The organism is Shewanella sp. SM87, assembly GCF_025653705.1.
Lineage (GTDB): Bacteria > Pseudomonadota > Gammaproteobacteria > Enterobacterales > Shewanellaceae > Shewanella > Shewanella oncorhynchi.
In genome coordinates, this window is sequence record NZ_JAKKSC010000027.1 from 40,745 (window position 1) to 67,528 (window position 26,784).

Consider the following 26,784-nt stretch of genomic DNA (forward strand, 5'->3'; position numbering starts at 1 on the left):
TTCTCTCAATGGTTATTCAATTACCGTTACACGTCCCTGTTCCACATGAAACATCCTACTGGGAGGCGTGTGTAACGAATCGACTATTGCAGCAGGATCAATGGCGGTCACAAAAACTTGTGCTCCGGTATCCGTTAACTGCTTAAGCAATAGCTGCCTATGCTGTGCATCCAACTCGGACGGAAGATCATCCACAAGATAAATACTGTTTTTATCTATTTGTTGTTTGAGCAACTTTCCCTGTGCAATACGCAGTGCACAGACTAATAATTTCAATTGACCACGGGACAGGGCATCCTGCGCCGGCAAAGTGCCTACACGAAGTCTAAGGTCAGCTTTATGGGGACCGCTGACGGTATGACCTGTGGCCAAATCTCTGGAATATTGGTTTTCGAGTAGTTCTGCAAAATCCGTTTTACTATCCCAGCCGCGCGTAAATGAAACCTTCACATCTACACTCGGTAAAAACTCTCCGATTATACCCTTAAGTAGCTCATTTAACGAGTCTACATAATGGTTTCGTATTTCGGTGACCTGCTCGGCATAGCGCACAAACTCTTGGTCCCAAAATTGAATATGACTGTAAGCTGAACCGTTTCTAAGCAATTGATTTCTTTGTTTAAGAACGCGACGAACATTCGTCCAAGCGCCATAAAACTGTGGGTCAGCATGAAATGCGCCCCAATCGATAAATTGTCGACGGGATTTTGGGCCTTCAAACAGTAAAGAAAAGCTTTCAGGTGTGATCACTTGAATAGGTAAAGCTTCGGCTAAGGTCGACAGACGTTTGACTTTTTCGCCGTCGATTTTCACTTCCGTCTCACCATTGCGAAATCGGCGTAAACCAATTTTACTGTCACCGCGCGCTAAATTTAAAGTCGCAAATAGCGTTAATTTATCGTCATCATGATTAATCACTCGTTGGGATAAATGGCTGCGAAACGAGCGCCCCATACCGAGGAAATAAATGGCTTCTAAAATACTGGTTTTTCCGCTGCCATTTTGACCATAAATCACGTTAATCCCAGGTGCAGGGATTAACTGTGCGGACTGAATGTTGCGAAATGCTTCGATATTGAGGCGGGTCAGGCTCATGCATTACTCATTAAGCCGCGTAAACGGCGTAGGCAAGGATTCATAGCACTTAACGAGCAACTCAATCGCTGCCACAGGCTAAGACTATCGGTAAATGAGTGAAGGAATGGCCAATGCTGCGTATTAAACACTATGCCGCCGTTAAGCGGCATAGACATCGAAGACAGAGGTACAGACACGGGTAACGTAAAAATCGATGGTTTATAAGCGCATCGGCATAACCACATACATGGAATCTTCTTCCAAATGGTTTTCGATTAGGGCGCTGGAGTTACCATCAATGAGCGTGATACGCACATCATCGGACTTAAGGTTGTTGAGCACGTCCAGTAAGTAACTGACGTTAAAACCAATTTCTAAGGCCTGATTGTTGTATTCCACATCAATGATTTCTTCCGCTTCTTCCTGTTCAGGATTATTAGCGGTGATCTTGAGCAGACCATTTTCGAGTTGAATACGCACACCACGGAATTTTTCATTGGATAAAATAGAAGCCCGCGTCAGCGCTTGCTTCAAGTGATTACGACTCGCAATCACAATTTTATCACCGCCCTTTGGCAATACACGGCGATAATCAGGGAAGCGACCATCGACTAATTTACTGGTAAATACTGTGTTAGCCGTGGTGGCACGAATAGCATTATCACCAATAGCAATAGTGATATCGAGATCGTCAGACTCCAATAAGCGCGCCATTTCAATTACGCCTTTACGGGGCACAATGACTTGTTTTTCCGGTAATTGTGCTTCAATCGTACGATGACTTAAGGCTAAACGATGACCGTCGGTCGCTATCGCACGCAACACATTACCTTCAGTTTCAAACAATAATCCGTTGAGGTAATAGCGTACATCTTGGTTAGCCATCGAAAACTGCGTCGAGTCGATAATCGACTTCAACACGCCCTGCTTCAAGCTAAATTCAATCTCAGCTTGGAAGGCTTCAACGTTAGGGTATTCTTCTGCGGGCAAAGTCGCTAAGGAAAAACGGCTACGGCCTGAACGCAGCAACCATTTATTATCTTGTTGTTCGACTTTCAGTTCGCTTTGTTCTGGCAAAGACTTAACAATATCGAGCAGTTTCTTCGCCGGAACCGTAGTACGACCTTCTTCGATATCACCGTGAACCACAGCTTGGCCCACGAGTTCGACTTCTAAATCTGTACCAGTCAGCTTAAGTGAGTGACCACTTACTTCTACAAGGAGGTTAGACAAAATGGGCAAGTTATGGCGTCTTTCTACCGCACCACACACCAATTGCAACGGCTTTAATAGGGCATCCCTATCAATTGAGAATTTCATCGTGTCCAAATTCCTTGTTTTAAGAAGATAAGGTTCTAATCAAATTAGCATAATCTTCTTTAATGTCGTGGCTCTCTTCCCGTAGCTGAGCAATCTTACGACAGGCATGCAACACTGTGGTGTGATCTCGACCACCAAAAGCATCACCAATTTCCGGCAAGCTTTGGTTAGTTAATTCTTTGGATAACGCCATTGCCACTTGCCTTGGGCGCGCAACACTGCGTGAACGACGCTTAGACAACATATCAGCCATCTTGATCTTGTAGTATTCAGCTACGGTTTTCTGAATATTGTCTATAGTGACTAATTTTTCTTGAAGTGCCAAGAGGTCACGTAAGGCTTCACGAACAAAATCAATAGTAATTGGCCGACCCGTGAAGTTAGCGTTGGCGATAACGCGGTTTAATGCCCCTTCTAGCTCGCGTACGTTTGAACGTAAACGCTTAGCAATAAAGAAAGCCACTTCATCGGGCAAGTTAATGCCGCTCTCTTGAGCTTTACGCATCAAGATCGCTACGCGGGTCTCTAACTCTGGTGGCTCAATAGCCACAGTTAAACCCCAACCGAAACGCGATTTCAATCTGTCTTCAACACCGTCGATCTCTTTTGGATAACGATCTGAAGTCAAAATAATTTGGTGATTCCCTTCAAGTAACGCATTGAAAGTATGAAAGAATTCTTCTTGTGATCTGTCTTTATTGGCAAAAAATTGAATATCATCAATAAACAAGGCATCGACGCTACGGTAGTAACGTTTAAATTCTTCTATCGCATTGTTTTGCAGCGCTTTAACCATGTCCTGGACAAAACGCTCGGAATGCATGTAAACCACTTTGGCATTAGGATTATTTTTAATGATCCCGTTACCGACAGCGTGCAACAAGTGAGTCTTACCTAGACCTGTTCCGCCATATAAAAATAGTGGGTTATAAGCACCACCCGGATTTTCAGCCACTTGTAACGCCGCAGCCTTACCTAATTGGTTAGACTTACCTTCTACGAAGTTATCAAACTGGTAGCTAGGATTGATGTTACTGCGGTGATTAGCGTTCGCCATAGGCTCGGCTTGGACATTAAAGGTCGTGCCCACAGTCGCTTTCGTTTGAGTATTGGGTGCTCGAGTTGGCGCAATCGGTGCCGGTACACTTGGCTTTTTCGCCGAAGGACGACTACCTATATCGAAACGCAATTTAGGCGCGTCACTACCCATCTGCTCAGTAAAGAACTGATTAATGATATTGATATACTTATCTCTGACCCAATCAAGCACGAAGCGGTTGGGCGCATAAAGCACCAGAGTATCTCCATCCATTTCGGCTTGTAACGGTCTGATCCACATACTGAACTGCTGAGCAGAAAGCTCATCTTGCAGTCGTCCGATACATTGTTGCCAAAGTGAAACAGCCACTTAGTTATCCCCAAAAGATCATCAAAAAAGAGGTGTATTCTATAGCGAGATCTCAAGGATCGCTATCCTTAAAAAATATTTATCCCCAGCGAGATCATTCTATGTGGATATCCTCGATCATCAAAGATCCAAAACGATCCTTTTATTCAGCACTAACCGCAAATCCTGCTTTATTAAGCGATCCACATTGATCTATAATGGCGCCCCTTAGATCGGCTCGAAGATCCCCTGCACTACTACATGTAGTGTCCGTACACAGAGTTATCCACATCTTATGGTGTATTCTGGGGATTGATCTAAGGATACGCTGGCAGAAATAAAGCACTTACTTACTTTCGTTGTTGACGTGACTAAGTATTGTGATTACAATTCGGCCTCTTTTTTGCCCTTACCTCTATCCTAGAGATAAGGATATGTTCACTAATAACAAAGACGGATTGCCATCATGAGTAAACGTACTTTTCAACCTAGCAACCTGAAGCGCAAGCGTTCTCACGGCTTCCGCGCTCGTATGGCTACTGTAGGCGGCCGTAAGGTGCTTGCACGTCGTCGTGCGAAAGGTCGCGCTCGTTTATCTGCTTAATAAGTGGGTAACTAGTTGACTAGCTATACCTTTTCGCGGGAGTTACGTTTGTTAACTCCCGCGCAATTTAAATCTGTATTTTCCAATCCCATCAAAGCATCTTCTGCTGAAATTACCTTGCTCGCTATTCCTAACACGGAACAACATCCGCGTATGGGCCTTACTGTTGCTAAACGCTATGTAAAACGCGCCAATCAACGTAACCGTATTAAGCGCGTGATCAGAGATAGTTTTCGCTTAAATCAACACGACATTCCTCATCTTGATATTGTTGTGCTTGTCAGAAATGGCGTGATGGAAATGGAAAACGCTGAAATCAACAAATTGATAGAAAAGCTATGGCGCAAACTCAGTCGCCGCTACAATGGCTAGCGACCACGTTAATTCGTGGCTATCAAGTATTCATAAGCCCTATACTGGGCCCTCGATGCCGTTTCAATCCCACCTGCTCTCACTACGCTATTGAAGCAATAAAAGTGCATGGAACCGCGAAAGGTTGTTGGTTTGCATTGAAACGCATATTAAAATGTCACCCTTTACATCCCGGCGGTAGTGATCCCGTCCCCCCTAAAAATGATAGGTGTAATAAATAGGCTATGGAATCTCAACGCAATATATTGCTCATAGGACTACTGTTTGTCAGCTTTTTGCTGTGGCAACAGTGGCAAGCAGACAAAGCTCCTAAACCCGTTGCAACCGAATCGTCCTTAGTGGCGAACGCGGCAAGCTCGCACAGTGCCGATGTTCCAGAAGCTGATACAGGTGTTCCTGCTGCTGCAGTTACTGCAAACAGCAAACTGATTACGGTAAAAACAGATCAGTTAGACATTCAGATCAATCCAGTGGGTGGTGACATCGTTTTTGCTGCGTTAGTTTCGCACAAAAAAGAACTAGAGAAAGATCAACCATTCGTATTGCTTGAGCAAACGAATGATTTCACTTATATCGCTCAAAGCGGCCTAATTGGTCGCGATGGTATCGATAGCAGCGCAAAAGGCCGTGCCGCATTTAGCACAACGGCAACTGAATATACCTTAGCCGAAGGCCAAGATACCTTAGAAGTACCGTTAACTTATATCGCTGACAATGGTGTGACTTACACTAAAGTGTTCGTATTCCATCGCGGTAAGTTCAACATAGATGTTGACTATAAAATCAACAACACTTCAGCAGCACCGCTGCAAGTTCAGATGTACGGTCAGATTAAACAAACGATCAAGCCATCTGAAAGCAGCATGATGATGCCTACCTATCGTGGTGGTGCGTTCTCAACGAATGATGTGCGCTATGAAAAATACAACTTTGACGACATGGCCAAAAGTAACCTGAACCAAGCCACTTTAGGCGGTTGGGCAGCCATGTTACAACACTATTTCGTTTCAGCTTGGGTACCACCCGCAACTGACAGCAACACCATTTTTTCTAGTGTCAGTGCTGGCGGTCTAGCTAATATTGGTTTCCGCGGCGCGGTATACGATATTGCACCTGGTGCCAGCCAAGAAATTAGCTCACAGTTCTATGTTGGTCCTAAGGATCAAGCGGCACTGTCAGCGATTTCTGAAACCTTAAATCTCGTGGTCGATTACGGTTTCTTATGGTGGTTAGCGGTTCCTATTCACTGGTTATTGATGTTCTATCAATCATTCGTCGGTAACTGGGGTGTGGCAATTATTCTGATCACATTAACCGTTCGTGGTTTACTGTTCCCGCTGACAAAAGCGCAGTACACCTCAATGGCGAAGATGCGTAATCTGCAACCTAAGCTAACAGATTTGAAAGAACGCTTTGGTGATGACCGTCAAAAGATGGGTCAAGCCATGATGGAACTGTATAAGAAAGAAAAAGTTAACCCTATGGGTGGCTGTTTACCTATTATTTTACAGATGCCAATCTTCATTGCCTTATACTGGGTATTGCTAGAAAGCTTCGAATTACGTCATGCACCATTTATGCTGTGGATCCACGATTTATCGGTACAAGATCCTTACTACATACTGCCCTTGCTGATGGGCGTCTCTATGTTTGTAATGCAGAAGATGCAACCAATTGCGCCGACAATGGATCCAATGCAAGTGAAAATGATGCAATGGATGCCAGTAATCTTTACCGTATTCTTCCTGTGGTTCCCATCAGGTCTAGTACTGTACTGGTTAGTAGGTAACATAGTTGCCATCACGCAGCAGAAGATTATTTATGCAGGTCTTGAGAAAAAAGGCTTAAAATAAGCCCTACCTTTAGCAAAGCATAAAGTGAAAATAATACTAAAGGCGGCTTAATTAGCCGCCTTTTCCTTTACATGATTTGGTAGATATTAGTTTGGTGGGTATTTCCGTGACAACTGACACTATCGTGGCTCAAGCCACCGCGCCTGGACGTGGCGGCGTTGGCATCATCCGAATTTCAGGCAACAAGGCCAGTGATGTCGCTATGGCCGTATTAGGTCATCTTCCTAAAACAAGATATGCCGATTATTGCGACTTTAAAAGTGCAACAGGCCAAGTAATCGACCAAGGCATAGCGCTGTTTTTTAAAGGCCCCAATTCCTTTACTGGCGAAGATGTATTGGAACTTCAAGGCCACGGCGGCCAAATCGTTCTAGACATGCTGATCAAACGTGTAATGGAAGTCGGTGGCATTCGTATCGCCAAACCCGGTGAGTTCAGCGAACAAGCCTTTATGAACGACAAGCTAGACTTAACCCAAGCCGAAGCGATTGCCGATCTTATCGATGCCACCAGTGAGCAAGCGGCTAAAAGTGCGCTGCAATCACTCCAGGGTGAATTTTCTAAGGAAGTCCATGAGCTGGTGGATCAAGTCACTAACCTACGTTTATATGTAGAAGCTGCGATTGATTTCCCCGATGAAGAAGTCGACTTTTTAAGTGATGGCAAAATTGCCAATGCACTCTATAAAATCATCGACAAACTCGACCTAGTGCAAGCCAGTGCTAAACAAGGTTCTATCATCCGCGAAGGCATGAAAGTCGTGATTGCGGGTCGTCCTAACGCCGGAAAATCCAGCTTATTAAACGCCTTAGCCGGTAAAGAATCGGCTATTGTTACCGAAATTGCTGGTACAACACGAGATGTATTACGCGAGCACATCCACTTAGATGGCATGCCACTGCACATTATCGATACCGCAGGCCTACGTGATACGACAGATACCGTTGAACAAATTGGTATAGAACGCGCTTGGAATGAAATAAACAGTGCCGATCGGGTGTTATTTATGGTTGATGGCACCACCACAGCCGCCGTTAATCCCCATGATATTTGGCCTGACTTTGTCGATCGCCTGCCCTCAAATTTAGGTGTGACAGTGATCCGCAATAAAGCCGATCTCACTGGCGAAGACTTAATGATGACAGAGGAACAAGGTTATAGTGTTTACCGGATCTCGGCGAAAACAGGCTTAGGTGTTGAACAGTTAAAGCTGCATTTAAAATCACTCATGGGCTACCAGAGTAACCTCGAAGGTGGCTTTATCGCTCGGCGTCGTCACTTAGAAGCCCTTGAACTCGCCGCAAGCCATCTGCAATTAGGTAAAGAACAATTAGAAGTGTATCTAGCAGGAGAACTGCTGGCAGAAGAGTTACGCATGTGCCAATTAGCATTATCAGAAATCACTGGCCGCTTCACTTCTGACGATTTACTAGGCAAAATTTTTAGCTCTTTCTGTATTGGAAAATAACTAACCTTAATATTATTTCCATATAAATCAGCCCATACAATATGGGCTGATTTTTTATCTACAACTGAATATTTCCACTCATCGACTAACTCATGATTCGACGTGGCGGTAATGATCTTGCATTTGATAGGATCTTGCATAAAGCGCAAACATCAATGCCGCCAAGATGGCAAAACCAGCAAAGAAAAACATCTGAAATGCGGTAATGCTAATCCCCGTCTGGGCAATTTGTTCCGTCACTGCCGGACTTTTCACACTGACGTTCGCTAGTAGCACCCATAAGTTACCGACGGTCACCGATAAGGTCCAAAAACTCATAATAGTGCCTTTCATGGCTTTAGGCGCTTGGCTGTAGGCAAACTCTAGCCCAGTGGCAGAGACTAATACTTCACCAAAGGTGAGCAAAGCATAGGGCACAATCTGCCAAAATATTGATAATACCGAGCCGCCATCCATCACCAATTGAATGCTACCAACGACTATCCAACTCACGCCCGTGATGGCAATCCCAGCCCCCATTTTACGCAAAGCAGTTAACTTTATCCCCATGCGCTCAATCGCCGGATATAACACAAAGTTATTAAATGGGATCAATAACATAACTAATAATGGGTTTAAAGCTTGCATCATGGCGGGTTCAAACCAATCCGGTTTAGACATATCATTTGCTTGCAGTATCCATGTGGACGCTTTCTGATCGAACAAAGACCAAAAAGGAGTCACTAACGCAAATAAGATTAAGATCCGTAGTACTGAGCGTACCCCATCAACGGCGATATCCGGATGGATCCCCCTAGCGCGTTCGAGTTGCAATGAAGCCCCTGCGCCAACAAATCCCATCACTAGCACTAACGCACAACACAAACCAGCAACGATACCTAAGGTTGGAATATTCACTAAGGCATACGCTGCAGAAATTATCCCAACTAAAGCTAACACTAAACCTATGTTGGCTTGACCAGCGATTTTAGTGAGCAATGCGGTACGAATAACGGGTAAAAAACCATGGGGATTTTTCGGTTCGGGTGGCATATGCACATAACGTTTGCGGCCTAACCAGAAGAACACAGTTGCAATAAACATTAAGACACCAGGGATCCCAAATGCGACCGCAGCACCATAATATTTCAATAGTAATGGCATAGATAACGAGGCGAAGAAGGAGCCAAAGTTAATCGTAAAATAAAACAGATCAAACGCTTTCTGCGCCAATGTTTTATTGGTTTGATCAAATTGATCCCCCATAAAGGAAGAAACCAAGGGCTTAATCCCACCCGATCCGAGCGCAATTAAAAATAATCCCGTATAAAACCCTTGAATACTGTGTTCAAAAATAGCGAGAAACGCATGGCCAACACAGTAAATTAAACTTAACCATAAGATAGTATTGTATTTACCGAAAAAACGATCGGCAATCCAACCACCGAGTAACGGGAAAAAGTACACTCCAATGACAAAGGAATGGAACACATCCTTAGCCATAGTTCCGCGCAGTTCTTCTGGAATAGACAACAAAAGTGCTGTCATCAAGAATGGGGTAAGAATATTCCGCATACCGTAAAAGCTAAAACGTTCACAAGCTTCACTGGCTATGATGTAAGGAATTTGCCGTGGCCACTGGGGCGCATTTACGGGTGTTGTCATGGATCATCCTATTATAATTATTTGATTTTAAATGAAATTAACTTTTTAAATATATTAATTATGTATCAAGAAGCTAAAGGTAACATGTAAGCGAAACCAACCTTATATAAAGGATGCAAAAACTGCAAAAATCACGTATTGCTTCTGTGGTCCTATCCACATTTCCTTTATGATGAACATAATAATAGCCATTCAGCTATCTATTTAATTGAAATTAGTTTTAAAAACAACAACACACTGAGAAATCATAATGGCAAAGATTGAAGTAATCGTTGGTACAACATTGGGCAGTGCAGAGTATGTTGCCGACGAAATGATGGCCCAGTTAACGGAGCAAGGACACCAAGTTCAAGTTCATTTAACCCCAACATTGTGCGAAATAGACACCCATGCACTGTGGATTATCGTGTCATCAACTCATGGAGCTGGTGATCTTCCAGATAATATTCAGCCTTTTTTCAACGAAATTACCGAGCAAAAACCGGATCTCAGCCAAGTAAACTTTGCCTTATGTGCAATTGGTGACTCAAGTTACGATACCTTTTGCCAAGGCCCAGAAAAATTAATTTCGGCCATTCAAGACTGCGATGCAAAAGCCTTTGTGGATAAGATCCAGATCGATGTACAGCTTGATCCTGTGCCGGAAGACCCAGCCCTTGCATGGTTAGTACAATGGCAACAGGACATTTAAGATCGCTTATTGGATAAGGTCCCGATCTATGTACAGTTTAGATCCTATTTATCCACAATTTACTTATTTAAAGTATAAACATGTGGATAAGCTATTATTTAGATCTGATCAACCTCTGTACTATTCACAGTCCGATCTGCTTAATGATCCGCCTTGTGGATAAGTGGGCGATCTATCCCCATGTTTAATGACGTTAGATCGCGATCAGATCACAGGATCAAGATCGCGCTAATTAATGATTTATATCATGAATTTGGGTTATGCACAGAAAAACGCGATCCTAATAGTAAACATAATAAGAAGATCTATATAAAGATCTTAAGATCTATTAGTCCGGATCATCTCGATCGAACAGCGTAAAATGATCATTCACCTAAGACGAAGCAAATGCTAAAATGCTCGGCTCGTACTGAGTCTCTTAGCAATTGAAGGTAGTGGCATGCATTTTCATGAACGGTTTGATGTTATTGTTGTTGGTGGTGGTCATGCCGGAACTGAAGCCGCGTTGGCAGCAGCAAGAATGGGATCAAAAACATTATTACTAACGCACAATATCGATACGTTAGGACAAATGTCATGTAATCCAGCGATCGGTGGCATAGGCAAAGGCCATTTAGTGAAAGAAATTGACGCCTTAGGTGGTGCAATGGCAATCGCAACCGATTATGCAGGGATCCAATTTAGAACCTTAAATTCAAGTAAAGGCCCAGCAGTACGAGCAACACGAGCACAGGCTGACCGTGCACTGTATCGTCAAAAAATCCAAAATATATTACAAAACCAACCTAACTTACGTATTTTCCAACAAGCAGTAGATGACTTAATTGTTGAAAATCATCAAGTAGTTGGTGTAGTTACCCAAATGGGTTTAGCTTTTGAATCTCCAGCTGTTGTATTAACAACAGGTACATTCTTAAGCGGCAAAATTCATATAGGCTTAGAAAACTACAGCGGTGGCCGTGCAGGCGATCCACCAGCGATTGCTTTAGCAAATCGATTACGTGAATTACCGATCCGAGTCGGCCGTTTAAAAACAGGTACACCGCCACGTATCGATGCAAACACGATCGATTTTTCTCAAATGGCTGAACAGAAAGGCGATTCTCCGTTACCTGTCATGTCATTTATGGGGGATATCAGTCATCATCCAAAACAGATTTCTTGCTGGATCACTCACACCAATGAAAAAACCCATGAAATTATTCGTGGTGGTTTAGACAGAAGCCCTATGTATTCAGGCGTCATCGAAGGTATTGGTCCACGTTATTGCCCATCGATTGAAGACAAGATCCACCGCTTTGCGGATAAATCTTCGCATCAGATCTTCATCGAACCAGAAGGTTTAAATACCAATGAGATCTATCCTAACGGGATCTCTACTAGTTTACCTTTCGATGTACAGTTGAATTTAGTACGTTCGATCAAAGGCATGGAAAACGCAGAAATCATGCGTCCAGGTTATGCGATCGAATACGATTACTTCGATCCAAGAGATCTGAAAAACTCATTAGAAACCAAAGCGATCAACGGTTTATTCTTCGCAGGCCAAATAAACGGCACTACAGGTTATGAAGAAGCTGGTGCTCAAGGTTTATTAGCAGGCATGAATGCCTCACTGCAAGTACAAGGCAAAGAAGCCTGGTGTCCACGCCGTGACGAAGCATATCTTGGAGTACTAGTTGACGATTTATCAACTCTGGGTACCAAAGAACCGTACCGCATGTTTACTAGCCGTGCCGAATACCGTTTGTTACTCCGTGAAGATAACGCTGATATTCGCTTAACGGCAAAAGGCCGCGAATTAGGTTTAGTTGACGACACTCGCTGGGCGGCATTTAGTGAGAAGTTAGAATCGATCGAACTTGAGTTACAACGTTTGCGCGCTCAATGGGTGCATCCAAATTCACCTTTGATCCATGCGTTAAACCCACACTTGAATACGCCGATCTCTCGCGAAGCATCATTTGAAGAATTACTGCGTCGTCCAGAAATGGATTACAGCAAGTTGATGCAGATCGAAGGTTTTGGTCCAGGGCTTGAAGATCCACAGGCGGCTGAGCAAGTTCAGATCCAAGTTAAGTATTCTGGTTATATTCAACGTCAGCAGGAAGAGATCAACAAAGCTGTGCGTAATGAGAACACAGGTTTACCTTTGACGCTCGATTACAAAGAAGTACCAGGCTTATCGAATGAAGTGATTGCTAAGTTAAATAACCACAAACCAGAAACCATAGGTCAAGCGTCACGGATCTCTGGCATTACCCCTGCGGCTATTTCAATTTTGTTAGTTCACCTCAAAAAGCGTGGCTTATTACGTAAGAGTGCGTAAAAGCTAGCTTAATCGCTGCTTAGGTCATAGAAGGGAAGCATTCAGGCTTCCCTTCATCGTTTTCGGGCTTCATAATAGCCTTCGCGTTCATAATCGTATCTTTGTTGAGGTTGCTCAGTGTTATCTGCCCAGTTAGAGGCTTATTTAGCCGAAATTAATTTGCCCGCAACCGTCGAGCAGAAAAAACAACTAATTGATTTTGTTGGTATGCTCAACAAATGGAATAAAGCCTATAACCTGACATCGGTGAGAGATCCCGAAGCTATGCTGATCCGTCATATCATGGACAGTTTAGTGGTTTCAAAACACCTGCAAGGTAAACGTTTTATCGATGTAGGCACTGGACCGGGTTTACCTGGGATCCCGTTAGCCATTATGAACCCCGATAAACAATTTGTGTTATTGGACAGCTTAGGTAAACGTATTCGTTTTCAAAAACAAGTGTCCTTTGAATTAGGCATACATAACATCAGCTCAGTTGAAAGCCGCGTAGAAGCTTATCAACCGGAGGATAAATTCGACGGCGTATTAAGTCGTGCATTTGCCTCAATCCAAGATATGCTGACTTGGTGCCATCATCTCCCCGCCGAACATGGACAGTTTTATGCACTTAAAGGCCAGTTGAATGATGAAGAGATGCAACATATTCCAAGTGGATTTGTGGTGAAAGAAGTTATCGAGCTTAAGGTGCCTAAACTCGATGAAAAAAGACATTTATTGAAGATAATCAAAGAATAACAGGCTTAAAAGTGATAAATAAATCATTTATAAGCAAGGGCAATAAACCAGCATTTACATACAGGGTGATATTGTGGGTAAAGTGATTGCCGTGGCTAACCAGAAAGGTGGCGTAGGAAAAACAACTACTTGCGTTAACCTCGCCGCTTCGTTAGCAGCAACAAAACGTAAAGTATTATTGATCGATCTCGATCCTCAAGGTAATGCCACCATGGGGAGCGGTGTCGATAAGTATGACGTAGCTAATACAGCCTATGAATTATTGGTTGAAGAAAAATCCTTCGACGAGATCGTCATTAAAAACACTGCGGGTAAGTATGATCTGATCGCCAGTAATGGCGATGTCACTGCGGCAGAAATCAAATTGATGGAGTTTTTTGCCCGAGAGATCCGTTTGCGTAACGCGCTCGCACCGATCAAAGATCAATACGATTATATCTTTATCGACTGCCCTCCTTCATTGAACATGTTGACCGTAAACGCTATGTCAGCGGCCGACTCTGTACTCGTGCCTATGCAGTGTGAATATTACGCCCTTGAAGGCTTAACTGCGCTGATTGATACCATCACTAAGCTTGCAGCTATGGTTAATCCTGGACTTGGCATCGAAGGCATTTTACGTACTATGTATGATCCGCGTAATCGTTTGTCTAATGATGTGTCCGATCAGCTAAAACAACATTTTGGTGACAAAGTCTATCGTACCGTTATCCCACGTAATGTGAGGCTAGCAGAAGCACCAAGTTTTGGAGCGCCTGCTATGTATTACGATAAATCGAGTGCTGGCGCTAAGGCGTATCTAGCGCTTGCGGGTGAAATGATCCGTCGTTCAGAACAACAAACTCAGGCTAAGCAAGCGTAAAGGATCACCATGACGTTGAAAAAAAGAGGATTAGGCAAAGGGTTAGATGCCCTACTGAGTAACAGTCATGCCGCCAGTAAAAAGCACACTGACGAAGCTGATGTTGTCGATAAAAAAGAAGAGCTTATCCATCTCGATTTAGACTTATTACAGCCAGGTAAGTATCAACCTCGTAAAGACATGTCCCCCGAAGCGTTGGAAGAACTGGCACACTCTATCCGCAACCAAGGCATTATTCAGCCTATCGTTGTGAGACAAGTGACGAATAATATGTATGAGATCATTGCGGGTGAACGTCGTTGGCGTGCTGCGCAACTTGCTGGCTTGAATAAAATCCCCTGCATAGTAAAGCAAGTACCTGATGAAGCCGCTGTTGCTATTGCTTTGATTGAAAACATCCAGCGTGAAGACTTAAATGCCATGGAAGAAGCCATTGCATTGCAACGTTTAATGCAAGAATTTGAACTGACTCACCAACAGGTTGCCGATGTTGTGGGAAAATCCAGAGCGAGTGTATCTAACTTGTTACGTTTAAACGGTTTAAATGAGCCGGTTAAGCGTCTACTCGAGTATGGCGACATTGATATGGGTCATGCTCGCGCTTTGTTGGCAATTGAGGGAGAAGAACAAACAAATCTTGCGAGATTAGTGGCCGCTAAGGAATTAACCGTTCGCGAAACTGAACGATTAATTAATCAAACCTTAAATCCGCCTAAACAAGCCGAAACTACGACTAAAGATCAAGATGTTTGTCGTTTAGAGCAGCAGTTAATTGAAAGATTAGGTGCCAAGGTTTCGATCGCTCATAGCAGTAAGGGCACGGGTAAAATTGTAATTAACTATCAGAATCTGACTGAATTAGACGGAATTCTTAGTAAAATTCATTAATGTCTGTAGATTAACAGTTTTTAATGTAAATTTGTGACAGATGCTAATCTTACATTTTAACTCGTTTGGCGCGAGATCACGTTAAAAGTGTTGTTTTTCCTTATCTCAAAGTTGCAATGAAGGCGTGAAAAGGTATACTTTCGCAAGCTTTTTGTGCATCGACATAAATACGGGTATTTGTCATCCGGTCATCGAAACAAAAAGTATGAATGCGGAGAGGATGAATTGAGTAAGGTTTTAGCGCGTCGTGGCCGGTGGTCAGCCTATAAATTGGTGATGATGCAGGCGGCGGTCGCTGGGGGTGCTTCAATTCTCTTTTTCGCCGTGTGGGGAGTTCAGTTTGGCTATTCTGCATTAGCAGGTGGTTCAATCGCTGTGCTCCCTAATTTTGTATTCGCAACCCTCGCTTTCTCCCACACGGGAGCAAGTTCAGCTGCAAAAGTCATAAAGACTTTTTACTGGGGGGAAGCGGTAAAGTTGCTGTTAACCATCGCAATGTTTTCGTTTGTGTTTATCAATCTTAAGGTCGCTTTTATGCCGCTTTTTGTTTGTTATGTGCTGACGCTAATCGTGCATTGGACAGCTCCTTTATACTTCAAGCAAAGTTAAGTGGGATGAATCATGGCTGCAACTGGTGAAGCGTTAACACCGCAGGGCTATATCCAACATCACCTTACCAACTTAAGTGTTGGTGAAGGCTTTTGGACATGGCACATTGATTCGTTGTTCTTTTCGGTTGGTCTTGGTGTTCTGTTCCTGTGGATTTTCCGCAGCGTTGGTAAAAAAGCGACTTCCGGTGTTCCTGGCAAACTGCAATGTTTTGTTGAGATTATCGTCGAGTTCGTAAATAACAGCGTGAAAGAAAGTTTTCATGGCCGCAATGCTCTGATCGCGCCTTTAGCTCTGACCATTTTTGTATGGGTATTCATGATGAACTTCATGGATATGATCCCTGTAGATTGGCTGCCTCACGCAGCAAGTTTAATGGGTATTCCCTATCTAAAAGCGGTTCCGACGACTGACGTTAACATTACTTTTAGCTTAGCTATTGGTGTGTTCGTGCTGATTATTTTTTACAGCATTAAGGTCAAAGGTGTGTCTGGGTTTGTTAAAGAATTGACACTACAGCCCTTTAACCATAAGGCAATGATACCCGTCAACCTCCTATTAGAGACTGTTACTTTGATTGCTAAGCCAATTTCATTGGCATTGCGACTCTTTGGTAACTTGTACGCAGGTGAGTTGATCTTCATCCTTATTGCGCTGATGTATGGTACCAACTTGTTATTATCTACCCTAGGTGTGACTCTGCAACTGGGCTGGTTAATATTCCACATTTTGGTTATCACGCTGCAGGCGTTTATCTTCATGATGTTGACCATTGTTTATTTAAGCATGGCGCATGAAGATCATTAAGGATTGCTGAAGAAATTTTAAACTAAATCATCAACTAATATAGATTTAGATACTGGAGATACAGATGGAAACGATTTTAGGCATGACAGCTATCGCTGTTGCTCTGCTGATTGGTATGGGTGCTCTTGGTACTGCAATCGGTTTCGGCTTATTAGGCGGTAAGTTCTTGGAAGGCGCTGCGCGTCAACCAGAAATGGCTCCTATGCTACAAGTTAAAATGTTCATCGTAGCGGGTCTTCTTGACGCCGTAACTATGATCGGTGTTGGTATCGCATTATTTATGCTATTTACCAACCCACTGGGTGCAATGCTGTAAAAAACGCTTCTGTCTTAACTCTAAATAGGAGGCTGTTGTGAATTTCAACGCTACCCTAATCGGTCAGACGGTCGCCTTTATCATCTTCGTGTGGTTTTGCATGAAGTTTGTATGGCCCCCTTTGATGAATGCCATCGAAGAGCGCCAAAAAAGGATTGCTGACGGTCTAGCTGATGCTGATCGTGCGGTAAAAGACCTGGAGTTGGCACAAGCGAAAGCGACTGACCAACTAAAAGAAGCCAAGGTAACGGCTAATGAAATTATTGAGCAAGCTAACAAGCGTAAAGCTCAAATAGTTGAAGAAGCCAAAACCGAAGCAGACGCTGAGCGTGCTAAAATCATCGCTCAGGGTAAAGCAGAAATTGAAGCTGAACGTAATCGCGTCAAAGAGGATCTGCGTAAGCAGGTTGCTACTCTTGCCATCATGGGTGCTGAGAAGATCCTTGAGCGTTCTATTGATCCAGCCGCCCACAGTGACATAGTTAATAAACTAGTCGCTGAAATTTGATAAGGGAGTTGAGTTATGGCTGAATTAACCACCATCGCTCGCCCTTACGCAAAGGCAGCTTTTGACTTTGCTATTGAACAAGATGCAGTGGATTCTTGGGCTGAAATGCTCACGTTTGCCGCATTGGTGAGTGAAAACGAAACCATGCAACCACTGTTAGCTGGCTCTTTAGCCAGCACTAAGCTCGCAGCACTCTTTATTAGTGTGTGTGGTGAGCAAGTCAATGTGCAAGGTCAGAACCTGATAAAGGTAATGGCTGAAAACGGTCGCTTAAAGGTGCTACCTGCTGTATCTCAGTTATTTACTGAATACCGTAATGAGTGGGCAAAAGAAGTAGAAGCCGATGTGGTTTCTGCAACTGAGCTGAGCTCTGAACAACAACAGCAGATTAGTATTTCTTTAGAGAAACGTCTCGCACGCAAAGTTAAGCTGAATTGTAGCACTGACGCCGCGCTCATCGCCGGTGTAATCATTAAGACAGGAGACCTAGTCATCGATGGCTCGGTCCGCGGTAAGTTATCGCGTCTGTCTGATAAGCTGCAGTCGTAATTGGGAGTTTGAGCATGCAACTGAATTCCACTGAAATCAGCGATCTGATTAAGCAGCGGATCGAGCAGTTCGAAGTCGTTAGCGAATCTCGTAACGAAGGTACTATCGTTGCGGTAAGTGACGGCATCATCCGCATCCACGGCCTAGCCGACGTGATGCAAGGTGAGATGATCGAACTGCCTGGTAACCGTTTTGCAATCGCGTTGAACCTTGAACGTGATTCTGTCGGTGCCGTAGTAATGGGTCCTTATGCTGATTTAGCAGAAGGCGTAAAAGTGAAAACGACTGGCCGTATTCTGGAAGTTCCAGTTGGCCGCGGTCTTCTTGGCCGCGTTGTTAACACTCTAGGTGAGCCAATTGACGGTAAAGGACCTATCGATAACGATGGTTTCTCGCCAATTGAAGTTATCGCACCAGGTGTTATTGAACGTCAGTCTGTTGATCAACCAGTTCAAACTGGTTATAAAGCCGTTGATGCCATGATCCCAATCGGGCGTGGTCAACGTGAATTGATCATTGGCGACCGTCAAACTGGTAAAACAGCAATGGCGATCGACGCAATCATCAACCAGAAAAATTCTGGCATTAAATGTGTGTACGTCGCGATTGGCCAAAAGGCTTCTACTATCGCTAACGTAGTACGCAAGCTAGAAGAACACGGTGCTTTAGCTAACACTATCGTTGTTGTTGCAACTGCTTCTGAAGCCGCTGCTCTACAATACTTAGCGCCATATTCTGGTTGTTCTATGGGTGAATACTTCCGTGACCGCGGTGAAGATTCTTTGATCGTATACGATGATTTGTCTAAGCAAGCAGTTGCTTATCGTCAAATTTCGTTACTGCTCAAGCGTCCACCAGGCCGTGAAGCTTACCCAGGTGACGTATTCTATCTACACTCACGTTTATTAGAGCGTGCATCACGCGTTAACGCGATTTATGTAGAGAAGTTCACTAAAGGTGCAGTAACTGGCAAAACTGGTTCTTTAACCGCGCTGCCGATTATTGAAACGCAAGCGGGTGACGTTTCTGCATTCGTACCGACCAACGTAATTTCTATTACCGATGGTCAGATCTTCCTTGAGACCGATCTGTTTAACTCTGGCCTACGTCCAGCGGTTAACCCAGGTATTTCTGTTTCTCGTGTTGGTGGTGCGGCTCAGACTAAGATCATCAAGAAACTGTCTGGTGGTATTCGTACCGCACTAGCACAGTATCGTGAGCTTGCTGCGTTCTCGCAATTTGCATCTGATCTTGACGATGCAACACGTGCTCAGCTTGAGCATGGTGTGCGTGTTACCGAACTGATGAAGCAAAAGCAATATGCTCCTATGAGCGTAGCCGCTCAAGCTGTGTCTATTTTCTCAGCTGAAAAAGGTTACCTGAAGAGTGTTGAGCTGAATAAGGTCGGTAATTTCGAAGCCGCTCTGCTCTCGTTCATGAACAGCGAGCATGCTCCTTTAATGAAGCTTATCAACGAAACTGGCGATTATAGCGCTGATATCGAAGCTGAATTAAAAGCTGGCCTCGACAAGTTCGTAGCAACCCAAACCTGGTAACAATGATAGAGGTGTCTTAAGACACCTCAGGTCCAGATTGGAGAGTAGAGATGGCCGGCGCTAAAGAGATTAAAACCAAGATCGCGAGTGTGAAAAACACTCAGAAGATCACGTCCGCCATGGAAATGGTGGCAGCCAGCAAAATGCGCAGAGCGCAGGAACGCATGGCTGCGAGCCGTCCATATGCGGAAAGCATGCGTAAGGTGATCGGTCACGTCGCGCAAGGTTCTCTCGAGTATAAACACCCCTATTTGGAGGTGAGAGAGGCTAAGCGGGTTGGTTACATTGTTGTAGCAACCGACCGTGGCCTTTGTGGTGGTCTGAACGTTAACCTTTTCAAAAAGGTTATTGCAGACGTGAAAAGCTGGAAAGCCCAAGGTGCAGAATTTGAATTTTGCCCTATCGGCGCACGTAGTGTGCAGTTTTTCAAAAACTTCGGTGGACAAGTGTCTGCTCACGCTTCAGGTTTAGGCGATGCTCCAAAGCTCGCTGACTTGATCGGGACAGTCGGTGTCATGCTAGAAGCTTACAACGAAGGCAAGCTGGATCGTCTGTACGTGGTATTTAACAAATTTGTGAATACTATGACGCAGACTCCTGTGATCGAGCAGCTGCTACCTTTGCCTAAATCAGAAGATGATGAAACTGCTCATCGTTGGGATTATATCTACGAGCCAGATCCAAAAGCACTTTTGGATACTTTATTGGTCCGTTATGTAGAATCTCAGGTTTACCAAGGTGTTGTTGAAAACATTGCCTCTGAACAAGCTGCCCGTATGGTGGCAATGAAGTCGGCAACAGACAACGCGGGTGAGCTTATCAACGACTTGCAACTGGTCTATAACAAGGCCCGTCAGGCTGCGATTACGCAGGAACTGTCGGAAATTGTTTCTGGTGCCTCTGCGGTTTAGGTTAGGTAACGAATACAAGTTTTAGAGGATTAATCATGAGCACAGGTACTGTTGTCCAAGTGATTGGCGCGGTTGTGGACGTAGAGTTCCCACAAGATGCCGTACCTCAAGTATATGACGCTCTGAAAATCGTAGGTGAAGGCCCGTGTAATGGTTTGGTGCTGGAAGTTCAGCAACAGCTAGGTGGTGGTGTAGTTCGTACCATCGCTATGGGTTCTTCTGACGGTCTGCGTCGTGGTCTTGAAGTAGTAAACTCAGGTTCACCTATTACTGTTCCAGTTGGTACCGCCACTCTTGGCCGTATCATGAACGTATTAGGCGAGCCTATTGATGAAGCGGGTCCAATCGGTGAAGAAGAGCGTTATGTCATTCACCGTACAGCTCCTTCATACGAAGATCAATCAAGCTCTACTGAACTGTTAGAGACTGGCATCAAGGTTATCGACCTTGTTTGTCCATTCGCTAAGGGCGGTAAAGTCGGTTTGTTCGGTGGTGCGGGTGTTGGTAAGACAGTTAACATGATGGAACTGATTAACAACATCGCTAAAGCCCACTCGGGTCTTTCTGTATTCGCCGGTGTAGGTGAACGTACTCGTGAAGGTAACGACTTCTACTACGAGATGAAAGATTCTGGCGTTCTCGACAAAGTGGCCATGGTTTATGGTCAGATGAACGAGCCTCCAGGTAACCGTTTGCGTGTTGCACTGTCTGGTCTGACTATGGCAGAGAAGTTCCGTGACGAAGGTCGTGACGTACTGTTGTTCGTTGACAACATCTATCGTTATACCTTAGCCGGTACTGAAGTATCTGCACTGTTAGGTCGTATGCCTTCTGCGGTAGGTTATCAACCAACATTGGCTGAAGAGATGGGCGTTCTGCAAGAGCGTATCACTTCAACTAAGACGGGTTCTATTACTTCTGTACAAGCGGTATACGTACCTGCGGATGACTTGACCGATCCGTCACCAGCAACAACCTTCGCTCACTTAGATGCGACTGTTGTACTGTCACGTCAAATTGCTTCTCTGGGTATTTACCCTGCGGTTGACCCATTGGATTCGACTTCACGTCAATTAGATCCATTGGTTGTTGGCCAAGAGCATTATGACGTTGCTAACGGCGTGCAAACTGTACTGCAACGTTACAAAGAGCTGAAAGACATTATTGCGATTCTGGGTATGGATGAATTGTCTGATGAAGACAAGACTGTCGTATTCCGTGCTCGTAAGATTGAGCGTTTCTTATCTCAGCCTTTCTTCGTAGCAGAAGTCTTTACTGGATCTCCTGGTAAGTACGTTTCTCTGAAAGACACTATCCGTGGCTTTAAGGGTATTTTGAACGGTGAGTTTGATCACCTGCCAGAACAAGCGTTCTACATGGTTGGCTCAATCGATGAAGTCATCGAGAAAGCGAACAAAAAGAAATAACTAAGTATTCATACTTAGTTTTTTAAGGAGAACGGGATGGCAGCCATGACAGTACATCTTGATATTGTAAGCGCAGAGAGCAAAATCTTCTCTGGTCGTGTAGCTTCGCTGCAAGTGACTGGTTCTGAAGGTGAGTTGGGCATAATGCATGGCCACGCTCCTTTGCTTAGTTATATCAAACCTGGCATGGCGCGCATCGTCAAGCAAGACGGCAGTGAAGAAGTGTTTTACCTTTCAGGTGGTATTCTGGAAGTGCAGCCTTCTTCTGTCTCCGTATTGGCTGATGTGGTTATGCGTGCCAAAGATATTGATGAGCAAGCGGCATTAGAAGCTAAGCGTCGTGCAGAAGCCCATATGGCAACTGCTGGCGCTGACTTCAATTATGACGCGGCTATGGTTGAGTTAGCTAAGGCTATGGCTCAATTACGTGTTGTTGAAACCATCAAGAAAAACATTGCCAGATAAGGTTATTGTTTGTGAAAAAAGGCGACCCTATGGTCGCCTTTTTTGTGTCTAAAAATGGGATAGATTGGCATTCTTGCATGTCTTTGATTGATTAGCATCGCTATCTACTTCGCTTTTCGATGTGCTTTCCGTTAAAATTGCGCCACTAAATCGACCGCAATTTTTCACCCTCTTGGGTATTTTTTCAAGGATATGGTAATGGCATTAAATGTAGTGATCTTAGCGGCTGGCAAGGGAACACGGATGCGCTCTGATCTTCCTAAGGTATTACATCCCATCGCCCATAAGAGCATGGTGCAACATGTCATCGATACCGCTAATAAAGTTGGCAGTGACTCTATTCAGTTAGTCTATGGTTATGGTGCCGACAAGCTACAAGCCTGTTTGGGTGAGCAACAACTTAACTGGGTATTGCAAGCCGATCAATTAGGCACAGGTCATGCGGTTGCACAGGCTAGCCCACATATCGCCGACAGCGATACAGTACTTATTCTTTATGGCGATGTGCCGTTGATCCAAACATCGACTCTCGAAGCATTACTCGCCGCCCGTCCTGAAAATGGTGTTGCTATTTTAACAGTGAATTTAGCGAATCCTATGGGTTATGGCCGTATTGTCCGTGAGCAAGGAAAAGTCATTGGAATTATTGAGCAAAAAGATGCGACAGCAGAACAGTTGCTGATCAACGAAATTAACACCGGCATCATGGCGGTTCCGGGTAAACAACTTAAAACTTGGTTGAGCCGTTTATCGAACAATAATGCTCAAGGCGAATATTATCTAACGGATATTATTGCTATGGCGCACGCTGATGGCGTTGCTATTGATACTGCTCAGCCACAATCGGCCATTGAAGTCGAAGGCGCCAATAATCGCGTGCAATTAGCGCAACTTGAACGTGCTTACCAAGCTCGTGAAGCCGAAAAGCTCATGTTGGCGGGGGCGAACCTTCGCGACCCAAGCCGTATCGATATCCGTGGTGAAGTCACTGTTGGTATGGATGTGATGATCGATATTAATGTGATATTCGAAGGCAAAGTGACCTTGGGTAATAATGTCACTATTGGCGCAGGCGCGATTTTAATTGATTGCGAGATTGCCGATGATGCTGAGATCAAGCCTTACTCTATTATAGAAGGTGCTACGCTTGGCGTTGCAGCCAGTGCTGGCCCATTTGCACGTTTACGTCCGGGAGCAGAACTTAAGCAAGATGCACATATAGGCAACTTTGTTGAAGTGAAAAAAGCGGTGATTGGTGTGGGATCCAAAGCTGGACACTTAGCCTATTTAGGCGATGCCATCATTGGTGATGGCGTCAACATTGGTGCTGGTACTATTACCTGCAACTATGATGGCGCGAATAAGCATCTTACTGTTATCGAAGATAACGTCTTTGTCGGCTCTGACACTCAGTTGGTGGCTCCAGTGACCATAGGTAAAGGGGCAACTTTAGGGGCCGGTTCAACGATTACCCGTGATGTGGGTGAGAATGAGTTAGTGATCACTCGTGTAAAACAAAAGCATCTCTTGGATTGGAAGCGCCCCGTTAAAATAAAAAAGTGAATCTAACTTCGTAACATTAAAAACTAAAAGCGGCTCTGTGCCGCTTTTGTCTTTACAGATATTCAAGATTAAGCATTAAAAACCTTTTTATTAAGAAATGCTTAATAATTAAGGTTTAATTAACATTTGTATGCTATGTGCAACTTGTTGGTTTTTAAGCTAATTTGATCGGTATCACACTCAATTGTAAATTCACGTAAAGAAGATAAAATAAAAACACTTCTCATTTATATTGCCAGCAATTCTAAGACTAAAGATTTATTCGAGGTGTTGGCAATGGTATTTAAATATTCAATCGTAGGTCTTGCTGTTGGCGCAGCATTAATGGCTATGCCTGTTTTAGCTGATGATGCAACAGATGCCAATATTGAACGTATTAAAGTCACTGGCCGTACTTTTAACGACTATAAAGTGGGTTCTGCATCGGGTGCTATGCGTGGTGATATCAACTTAATGGATACTCCACAGTCCGTTAATGTTATCCCCGATTTTGTTACAGATGAACAGTTAGCCACTAACCTCGCTGAAGTCTTAGTCAACGACTCAAGCGTAACTGCGGGTACAACGCGTTGGAACCGCCAAGTCTTTAGTATCCGTGGTTTCGAGATTGATTCCGGTAATGGTTATCTTATCAATGGCCATCAGCAGTGGTCTCACTATGTACAACCTATTGAAACCCTACAGCAAGTTGAGGTGTTAAAAGGCCCTTCTAGCATGCTTTATGGTCAGTCTGGTCCTGGTGGTTTAGTGAATATGGTCACTAAAAAGCCTACCTATGACTCCATGTTGGATCTTGGTTTTGATACCGATGGCTACGGCTCAACCCGCGCACAATTAGACGCTGGTGGCAGCTTAAATGATGCTCAAAGTATTCGTTACCGTGGTGTGTTAGTGAAACAAGACACTAAATACTGGCGTGAGTATTCGACCACTGAAGAAAACCAAGAGCGTGACCGTTGGTTAGGTTACCTAAACCTAGAGTTTGATGTCAGCGACGATGTTACTCTGTCGGTTAAATACGATCATACCCAAGATAAAGCGGGTATTGATGCTGGTGGTTGGCTAGATGCTCAAGGTAATGTGATAGGTGGACGTAAAACCGTTTGGGATGCGCCATGGGCCTTTACTGATAATACGATTTCAAATTTAGGTGCCGATATTACTTGGCAAATGACTGACGATTGGAAAGTTAAAGTAGGTTATAACGATCAACAATTTGACCGTCAACGTTTCGATTCTGCGCCTGTTTATACGGCAGATCCTTTCACAAATGGTTATCGGATCAGCCCATTTGATCGTTACGATGATTGGCAACATAAAACGGCTTTTGTGGACTTTACAGGTGAGTTTTCTTTAGCAGGTATAGAGCATCAATTCCTTATTGGTGCTAACTATTTAGACTATTTCTACCAACAGCAAATTAAGCGTGGCACAGCACAAACCGTCATTCCTGGGCAAGTGGTGATTAAGCCAGAGCTTGATTACCATCAAGGAAACTTGAGTATTCCAAGTGAATACAAATATTACGGTTTCTATCTGCAGGATTTAATGACCTTAAATGAACAATGGAAATTGCTTGCTGGTGTGCGTTATGACGAGCAGAAGAAAGATGGTGTAGGCGGTAACAGTTATGCCGTATCGCCTAAGTTTGGGGTGATCTACTCACCAATGAGCAATGGTAGTATTTACGTTAACTACTCTAGGAGTTTTACACCACAAGGTGGTGTTACTGATCCTTTAAATGTTAATCATAATACTGACCTAAAGCCTGAATATGGTATTCAATATGAAGTGGGCACTAAGTGGGAATTGTTTGATGACAGCTTACTATTAACTGCCGCAATATTTGATATTACGCTGGAAAATATCTCTATAACTGAGGCGCTGACAGCAAGTGACCCGTTAAGTGAAAATGGAACATATACTTGGATCACGACCCAAGGCGGTGAACAAAAACACCGTGGGGTTGAAGTGGGTGCACAGGGTAAAATTGGTGATAGCTGGTTTGTGACTTCATCAATGATGTACCTCGATGCTGAGTATCAAACAGGTGATGAGCGAGAAGGTAAAACCCCTATAGATGCCCCAGAATGGTCAGCCAATATCTGGACTCGTTATGAAGTGACGGACAAATTAGCGATGAACTTTGGTGCTATTTATGTCGGCGAGCGTTTTGCCAATACAACTAATAGTATTACCAAAGATGGTTATGTGCGTTTCGATATCGGTGCGGCCTACACTATGGATATCATGGGTAAAGATGTGAGCCTTCGCGCCAACGTCAGAAACCTCTTTGATACTGAGTACCTAGACGGTGGCAGTGATAGAATGGTTACTATCGGCCAAGATCGTAACTTCAGTGTTGCTGTTGAAGCTAAGTTCTAAAATTTATTAGGTTTTTAATCCATTTAAAGCAGTTTATCCCTAAAGGATAAGCTGCTTTTTTATTGGCTTATTTCCAAGTTGACTAGGGTCTGTTGATCTTTGCTGTACAAATGTTGTTCAGCAATATATCGGCAGCCACATTAACATAAACGCCAGTGACACCATACTGGCGTAATTTCTTGCTAGCTTGTCATATCTTGTTGATATTGCTCGATAGTGCTTAATTCTTCCAAAAGCATTCTCCACTAAATGTCGATACCGATATAAGCACCAATCGACTCTTTCTTGAGGTGTATTCTTATAGCGGCGCCTTGGAATAACAGATTTCAGGTAAATCTCGCCAAGGGATACCTGTTCTAAGGCGGTAAAGAGTCTAAAGACCGTGCTCCAATGACCGAACTCTTTAGGTAAATCTCGCCAAGGGATACCTGTTCTAAGGCGGTAAAGAATACCTT

At 43.9% G+C, this 26,784-nt stretch carries 27 protein-coding genes; 21 read left to right on the forward strand and 6 right to left on the reverse strand.

Annotation, left to right across the window (positions count from 1 at the left end):
• Window positions 1–12 precede the first annotated feature (12 nt).
• The 4 genes from recF to dnaA are packed head-to-tail and all read right to left on the reverse strand — an operon-like array spanning window position 13 to window position 3,805.
• On the reverse strand, window positions 13–1,095 hold the full coding sequence (gene recF, locus L5M11_RS18345) for a DNA replication/repair protein RecF (RefSeq protein WP_105250804.1): 1,083 nt from the start codon (window positions 1,093–1,095) through the stop codon (window positions 13–15).
• Window positions 1,092–1,322: a hypothetical protein gene (locus L5M11_RS18350; protein ID WP_158683016.1), complete on the reverse strand. Its 231-nt coding sequence runs from the start codon at window positions 1,320–1,322 to the stop codon at window positions 1,092–1,094. The genes recF and L5M11_RS18350 overlap by 4 nt, the downstream gene beginning before the upstream one ends.
• Entirely contained in the window at window positions 1,297–2,397 is a 1,101-nt protein-coding gene (gene dnaN / locus L5M11_RS18355) for a DNA polymerase III subunit beta (RefSeq protein ID WP_105250803.1), read from the reverse strand. Before dnaN ends, L5M11_RS18350 begins: the two co-directional genes overlap by 26 nt.
• A 19-nt stretch (window positions 2,398–2,416) precedes the next feature.
• Window positions 2,417–3,805: a chromosomal replication initiator protein DnaA gene (dnaA, locus tag L5M11_RS18360; protein ID WP_113941415.1), complete on the reverse strand. Its 1,389-nt coding sequence runs from the start codon at window positions 3,803–3,805 to the stop codon at window positions 2,417–2,419.
• Between the two features lie 445 nt (window positions 3,806–4,250).
• On the opposite strand from dnaA, the gene rpmH reads away from it, so the two are divergent.
• The 5 genes from rpmH to mnmE all read left to right on the forward strand — a co-directional run bounded on the left by rpmH (window position 4,251) and on the right by mnmE (window position 8,081).
• Window positions 4,251–4,388 carry a 50S ribosomal protein L34 gene (gene rpmH / locus L5M11_RS18365; RefSeq protein WP_006083827.1) on the forward strand — a complete coding sequence of 46 codons (138 nt, stop codon included), beginning with the start codon at window positions 4,251–4,253 and terminating at the stop codon, window positions 4,386–4,388.
• 15 nt (window positions 4,389–4,403) lie between these two features.
• Complete coding sequence (gene rnpA, locus L5M11_RS18370; protein ID WP_105250802.1) at window positions 4,404–4,760, forward strand: ribonuclease P protein component; 357 nt, start codon at window positions 4,404–4,406, stop codon at window positions 4,758–4,760.
• The gene (gene yidD / locus L5M11_RS18375) at window positions 4,727–4,981 is read left to right on the forward strand and encodes a membrane protein insertion efficiency factor YidD (RefSeq protein ID WP_006083829.1); all 255 of its coding nucleotides are present in this window, start codon (window positions 4,727–4,729) and stop codon (window positions 4,979–4,981) included. Before rnpA ends, yidD begins: the two co-directional genes overlap by 34 nt.
• A gap of 3 nt (window positions 4,982–4,984) precedes the next feature.
• On the forward strand, window positions 4,985–6,613 hold the full coding sequence (gene yidC, locus L5M11_RS18380; RefSeq protein WP_105250801.1) for a membrane protein insertase YidC: 1,629 nt from the start codon (window positions 4,985–4,987) through the stop codon (window positions 6,611–6,613).
• A gap of 106 nt (window positions 6,614–6,719) precedes the next feature.
• A complete protein-coding gene (gene mnmE / locus L5M11_RS18385) occupies window positions 6,720–8,081 on the forward strand; it encodes a tRNA uridine-5-carboxymethylaminomethyl(34) synthesis GTPase MnmE (protein ID WP_113941427.1) in 1,362 nt (453 codons plus the stop codon).
• 90 nt (window positions 8,082–8,171) lie between these two features.
• Here mnmE and L5M11_RS18390 read toward each other — a convergent pair whose 3' ends face one another.
• The gene (locus L5M11_RS18390) at window positions 8,172–9,725 is read right to left on the reverse strand and encodes an oligopeptide:H+ symporter (RefSeq protein ID WP_173248474.1); all 1,554 of its coding nucleotides are present in this window, start codon (window positions 9,723–9,725) and stop codon (window positions 8,172–8,174) included.
• Between the two features lie 250 nt (window positions 9,726–9,975).
• On the opposite strand from L5M11_RS18390, the gene mioC reads away from it, so the two are divergent.
• The 16 genes from mioC to L5M11_RS18470 all read left to right on the forward strand — a co-directional run bounded on the left by mioC (window position 9,976) and on the right by L5M11_RS18470 (window position 26,329).
• A complete protein-coding gene (gene mioC, locus L5M11_RS18395; protein ID WP_219235712.1) occupies window positions 9,976–10,416 on the forward strand; it encodes an FMN-binding protein MioC in 441 nt (146 codons plus the stop codon).
• Window positions 10,417–10,855: 439 nt separating this feature from the next.
• Complete coding sequence (gene mnmG, locus L5M11_RS18400) at window positions 10,856–12,745, forward strand: tRNA uridine-5-carboxymethylaminomethyl(34) synthesis enzyme MnmG (RefSeq protein WP_263192919.1); 1,890 nt, start codon at window positions 10,856–10,858, stop codon at window positions 12,743–12,745.
• A 117-nt stretch (window positions 12,746–12,862) separates the two neighbouring features.
• Complete coding sequence (gene rsmG / locus L5M11_RS18405) at window positions 12,863–13,483, forward strand: 16S rRNA (guanine(527)-N(7))-methyltransferase RsmG (protein ID WP_113941418.1); 621 nt, start codon at window positions 12,863–12,865, stop codon at window positions 13,481–13,483.
• Between the two features lie 73 nt (window positions 13,484–13,556).
• Window positions 13,557–14,345 (forward strand): ParA family protein, encoded by a 789-nt coding sequence (locus L5M11_RS18410; RefSeq protein WP_105250796.1) that lies wholly within the window; start codon window positions 13,557–13,559, stop codon window positions 14,343–14,345.
• 9 nt (window positions 14,346–14,354) lie between these two features.
• Window positions 14,355–15,233 carry a ParB/RepB/Spo0J family partition protein gene (locus L5M11_RS18415; RefSeq protein WP_263192920.1) on the forward strand — a complete coding sequence of 293 codons (879 nt, stop codon included), beginning with the start codon at window positions 14,355–14,357 and terminating at the stop codon, window positions 15,231–15,233.
• A 225-nt stretch (window positions 15,234–15,458) separates the two neighbouring features.
• On the forward strand, window positions 15,459–15,842 hold the full coding sequence (locus tag L5M11_RS18420; protein ID WP_105250794.1) for an ATP synthase subunit I: 384 nt from the start codon (window positions 15,459–15,461) through the stop codon (window positions 15,840–15,842).
• A gap of 12 nt (window positions 15,843–15,854) precedes the next feature.
• Window positions 15,855–16,649: a F0F1 ATP synthase subunit A gene (gene atpB, locus L5M11_RS18425; RefSeq protein WP_105250793.1), complete on the forward strand. Its 795-nt coding sequence runs from the start codon at window positions 15,855–15,857 to the stop codon at window positions 16,647–16,649.
• Window positions 16,650–16,713: 64 nt separating this feature from the next.
• On the forward strand, window positions 16,714–16,965 hold the full coding sequence (gene atpE, locus L5M11_RS18430) for a F0F1 ATP synthase subunit C (RefSeq protein ID WP_006083840.1): 252 nt from the start codon (window positions 16,714–16,716) through the stop codon (window positions 16,963–16,965).
• 37 nt (window positions 16,966–17,002) lie between these two features.
• Window positions 17,003–17,473: a F0F1 ATP synthase subunit B gene (gene atpF, locus L5M11_RS18435; RefSeq protein ID WP_006083841.1), complete on the forward strand. Its 471-nt coding sequence runs from the start codon at window positions 17,003–17,005 to the stop codon at window positions 17,471–17,473.
• Between the two features lie 15 nt (window positions 17,474–17,488).
• Window positions 17,489–18,022, forward strand: coding sequence for a F0F1 ATP synthase subunit delta (gene atpH, locus L5M11_RS18440; RefSeq protein ID WP_006083842.1), 534 nt, complete (start codon window positions 17,489–17,491; stop codon window positions 18,020–18,022).
• A 14-nt stretch (window positions 18,023–18,036) separates the two neighbouring features.
• Window positions 18,037–19,578, forward strand: a complete 1,542-nt coding sequence (atpA, locus tag L5M11_RS18445; protein WP_105250792.1) for a F0F1 ATP synthase subunit alpha — start codon at window positions 18,037–18,039, stop codon at window positions 19,576–19,578.
• 50 nt (window positions 19,579–19,628) lie between these two features.
• Window positions 19,629–20,489 carry a F0F1 ATP synthase subunit gamma gene (gene atpG, locus L5M11_RS18450; protein WP_006084762.1) on the forward strand — a complete coding sequence of 287 codons (861 nt, stop codon included), beginning with the start codon at window positions 19,629–19,631 and terminating at the stop codon, window positions 20,487–20,489.
• Window positions 20,490–20,524: 35 nt separating this feature from the next.
• Complete coding sequence (gene atpD / locus L5M11_RS18455) at window positions 20,525–21,916, forward strand: F0F1 ATP synthase subunit beta (RefSeq protein ID WP_105250791.1); 1,392 nt, start codon at window positions 20,525–20,527, stop codon at window positions 21,914–21,916.
• 36 nt (window positions 21,917–21,952) lie between these two features.
• Complete coding sequence (locus tag L5M11_RS18460; protein WP_105250790.1) at window positions 21,953–22,381, forward strand: F0F1 ATP synthase subunit epsilon; 429 nt, start codon at window positions 21,953–21,955, stop codon at window positions 22,379–22,381.
• Window positions 22,382–22,579: 198 nt separating this feature from the next.
• Window positions 22,580–23,944 (forward strand): bifunctional UDP-N-acetylglucosamine diphosphorylase/glucosamine-1-phosphate N-acetyltransferase GlmU, encoded by a 1,365-nt coding sequence (gene glmU / locus L5M11_RS18465; protein WP_263192921.1) that lies wholly within the window; start codon window positions 22,580–22,582, stop codon window positions 23,942–23,944.
• Between the two features lie 276 nt (window positions 23,945–24,220).
• Window positions 24,221–26,329, forward strand: coding sequence for a TonB-dependent receptor (locus L5M11_RS18470; protein WP_263192922.1), 2,109 nt, complete (start codon window positions 24,221–24,223; stop codon window positions 26,327–26,329).
• A 117-nt stretch (window positions 26,330–26,446) separates the two neighbouring features.
• Here the strand turns inward: L5M11_RS18470 and L5M11_RS18475 are convergent.
• A partial coding sequence (locus tag L5M11_RS18475; protein ID WP_263192923.1) for a transposase occupies window positions 26,447–26,784 on the reverse strand: 338 nt, incomplete at its 5' end.

Excerpts from the sequence above, each read along its gene's own strand:
- recF (WP_105250804.1), bottom strand. The coding sequence starts at position 1,095 with ATGAGCCTGACCCGCCTCAATATCGAAGCATTTCGCAACATTCAGTCC.
- L5M11_RS18350 (WP_158683016.1), bottom strand. The coding sequence starts at position 1,322 with ATGTGGTTATGCCGATGCGCTTATAAACCATCGATTTTTACGTTACCC.
- dnaN (WP_105250803.1), bottom strand. The coding sequence starts at position 2,397 with ATGAAATTCTCAATTGATAGGGATGCCCTATTAAAGCCGTTGCAATTG.
- rpmH (WP_006083827.1), top strand. The coding sequence starts at position 4,251 with ATGAGTAAACGTACTTTTCAACCTAGCAACCTGAAGCGCAAGCGTTCT.
- yidD (WP_006083829.1), top strand. The coding sequence starts at position 4,727 with ATGGCGCAAACTCAGTCGCCGCTACAATGGCTAGCGACCACGTTAATT.
- yidC (WP_105250801.1), top strand. The coding sequence starts at position 4,985 with ATGGAATCTCAACGCAATATATTGCTCATAGGACTACTGTTTGTCAGC.
- L5M11_RS18390 (WP_173248474.1), bottom strand. The coding sequence starts at position 9,725 with ATGACAACACCCGTAAATGCGCCCCAGTGGCCACGGCAAATTCCTTAC.
- mioC (WP_219235712.1), top strand. The coding sequence starts at position 9,976 with ATGGCAAAGATTGAAGTAATCGTTGGTACAACATTGGGCAGTGCAGAG.
- mnmG (WP_263192919.1), top strand. The coding sequence starts at position 10,856 with ATGCATTTTCATGAACGGTTTGATGTTATTGTTGTTGGTGGTGGTCAT.
- L5M11_RS18415 (WP_263192920.1), top strand. The coding sequence starts at position 14,355 with ATGACGTTGAAAAAAAGAGGATTAGGCAAAGGGTTAGATGCCCTACTG.
- atpB (WP_105250793.1), top strand. The coding sequence starts at position 15,855 with ATGGCTGCAACTGGTGAAGCGTTAACACCGCAGGGCTATATCCAACAT.
- atpE (WP_006083840.1), top strand. The coding sequence starts at position 16,714 with ATGGAAACGATTTTAGGCATGACAGCTATCGCTGTTGCTCTGCTGATT.
- atpH (WP_006083842.1), top strand. The coding sequence starts at position 17,489 with ATGGCTGAATTAACCACCATCGCTCGCCCTTACGCAAAGGCAGCTTTT.
- atpA (WP_105250792.1), top strand. The coding sequence starts at position 18,037 with ATGCAACTGAATTCCACTGAAATCAGCGATCTGATTAAGCAGCGGATC.
- atpG (WP_006084762.1), top strand. The coding sequence starts at position 19,629 with ATGGCCGGCGCTAAAGAGATTAAAACCAAGATCGCGAGTGTGAAAAAC.
- atpD (WP_105250791.1), top strand. The coding sequence starts at position 20,525 with ATGAGCACAGGTACTGTTGTCCAAGTGATTGGCGCGGTTGTGGACGTA.
- L5M11_RS18460 (WP_105250790.1), top strand. The coding sequence starts at position 21,953 with ATGGCAGCCATGACAGTACATCTTGATATTGTAAGCGCAGAGAGCAAA.
- glmU (WP_263192921.1), top strand. The coding sequence starts at position 22,580 with ATGGCATTAAATGTAGTGATCTTAGCGGCTGGCAAGGGAACACGGATG.
- L5M11_RS18470 (WP_263192922.1), top strand. The coding sequence starts at position 24,221 with ATGGTATTTAAATATTCAATCGTAGGTCTTGCTGTTGGCGCAGCATTA.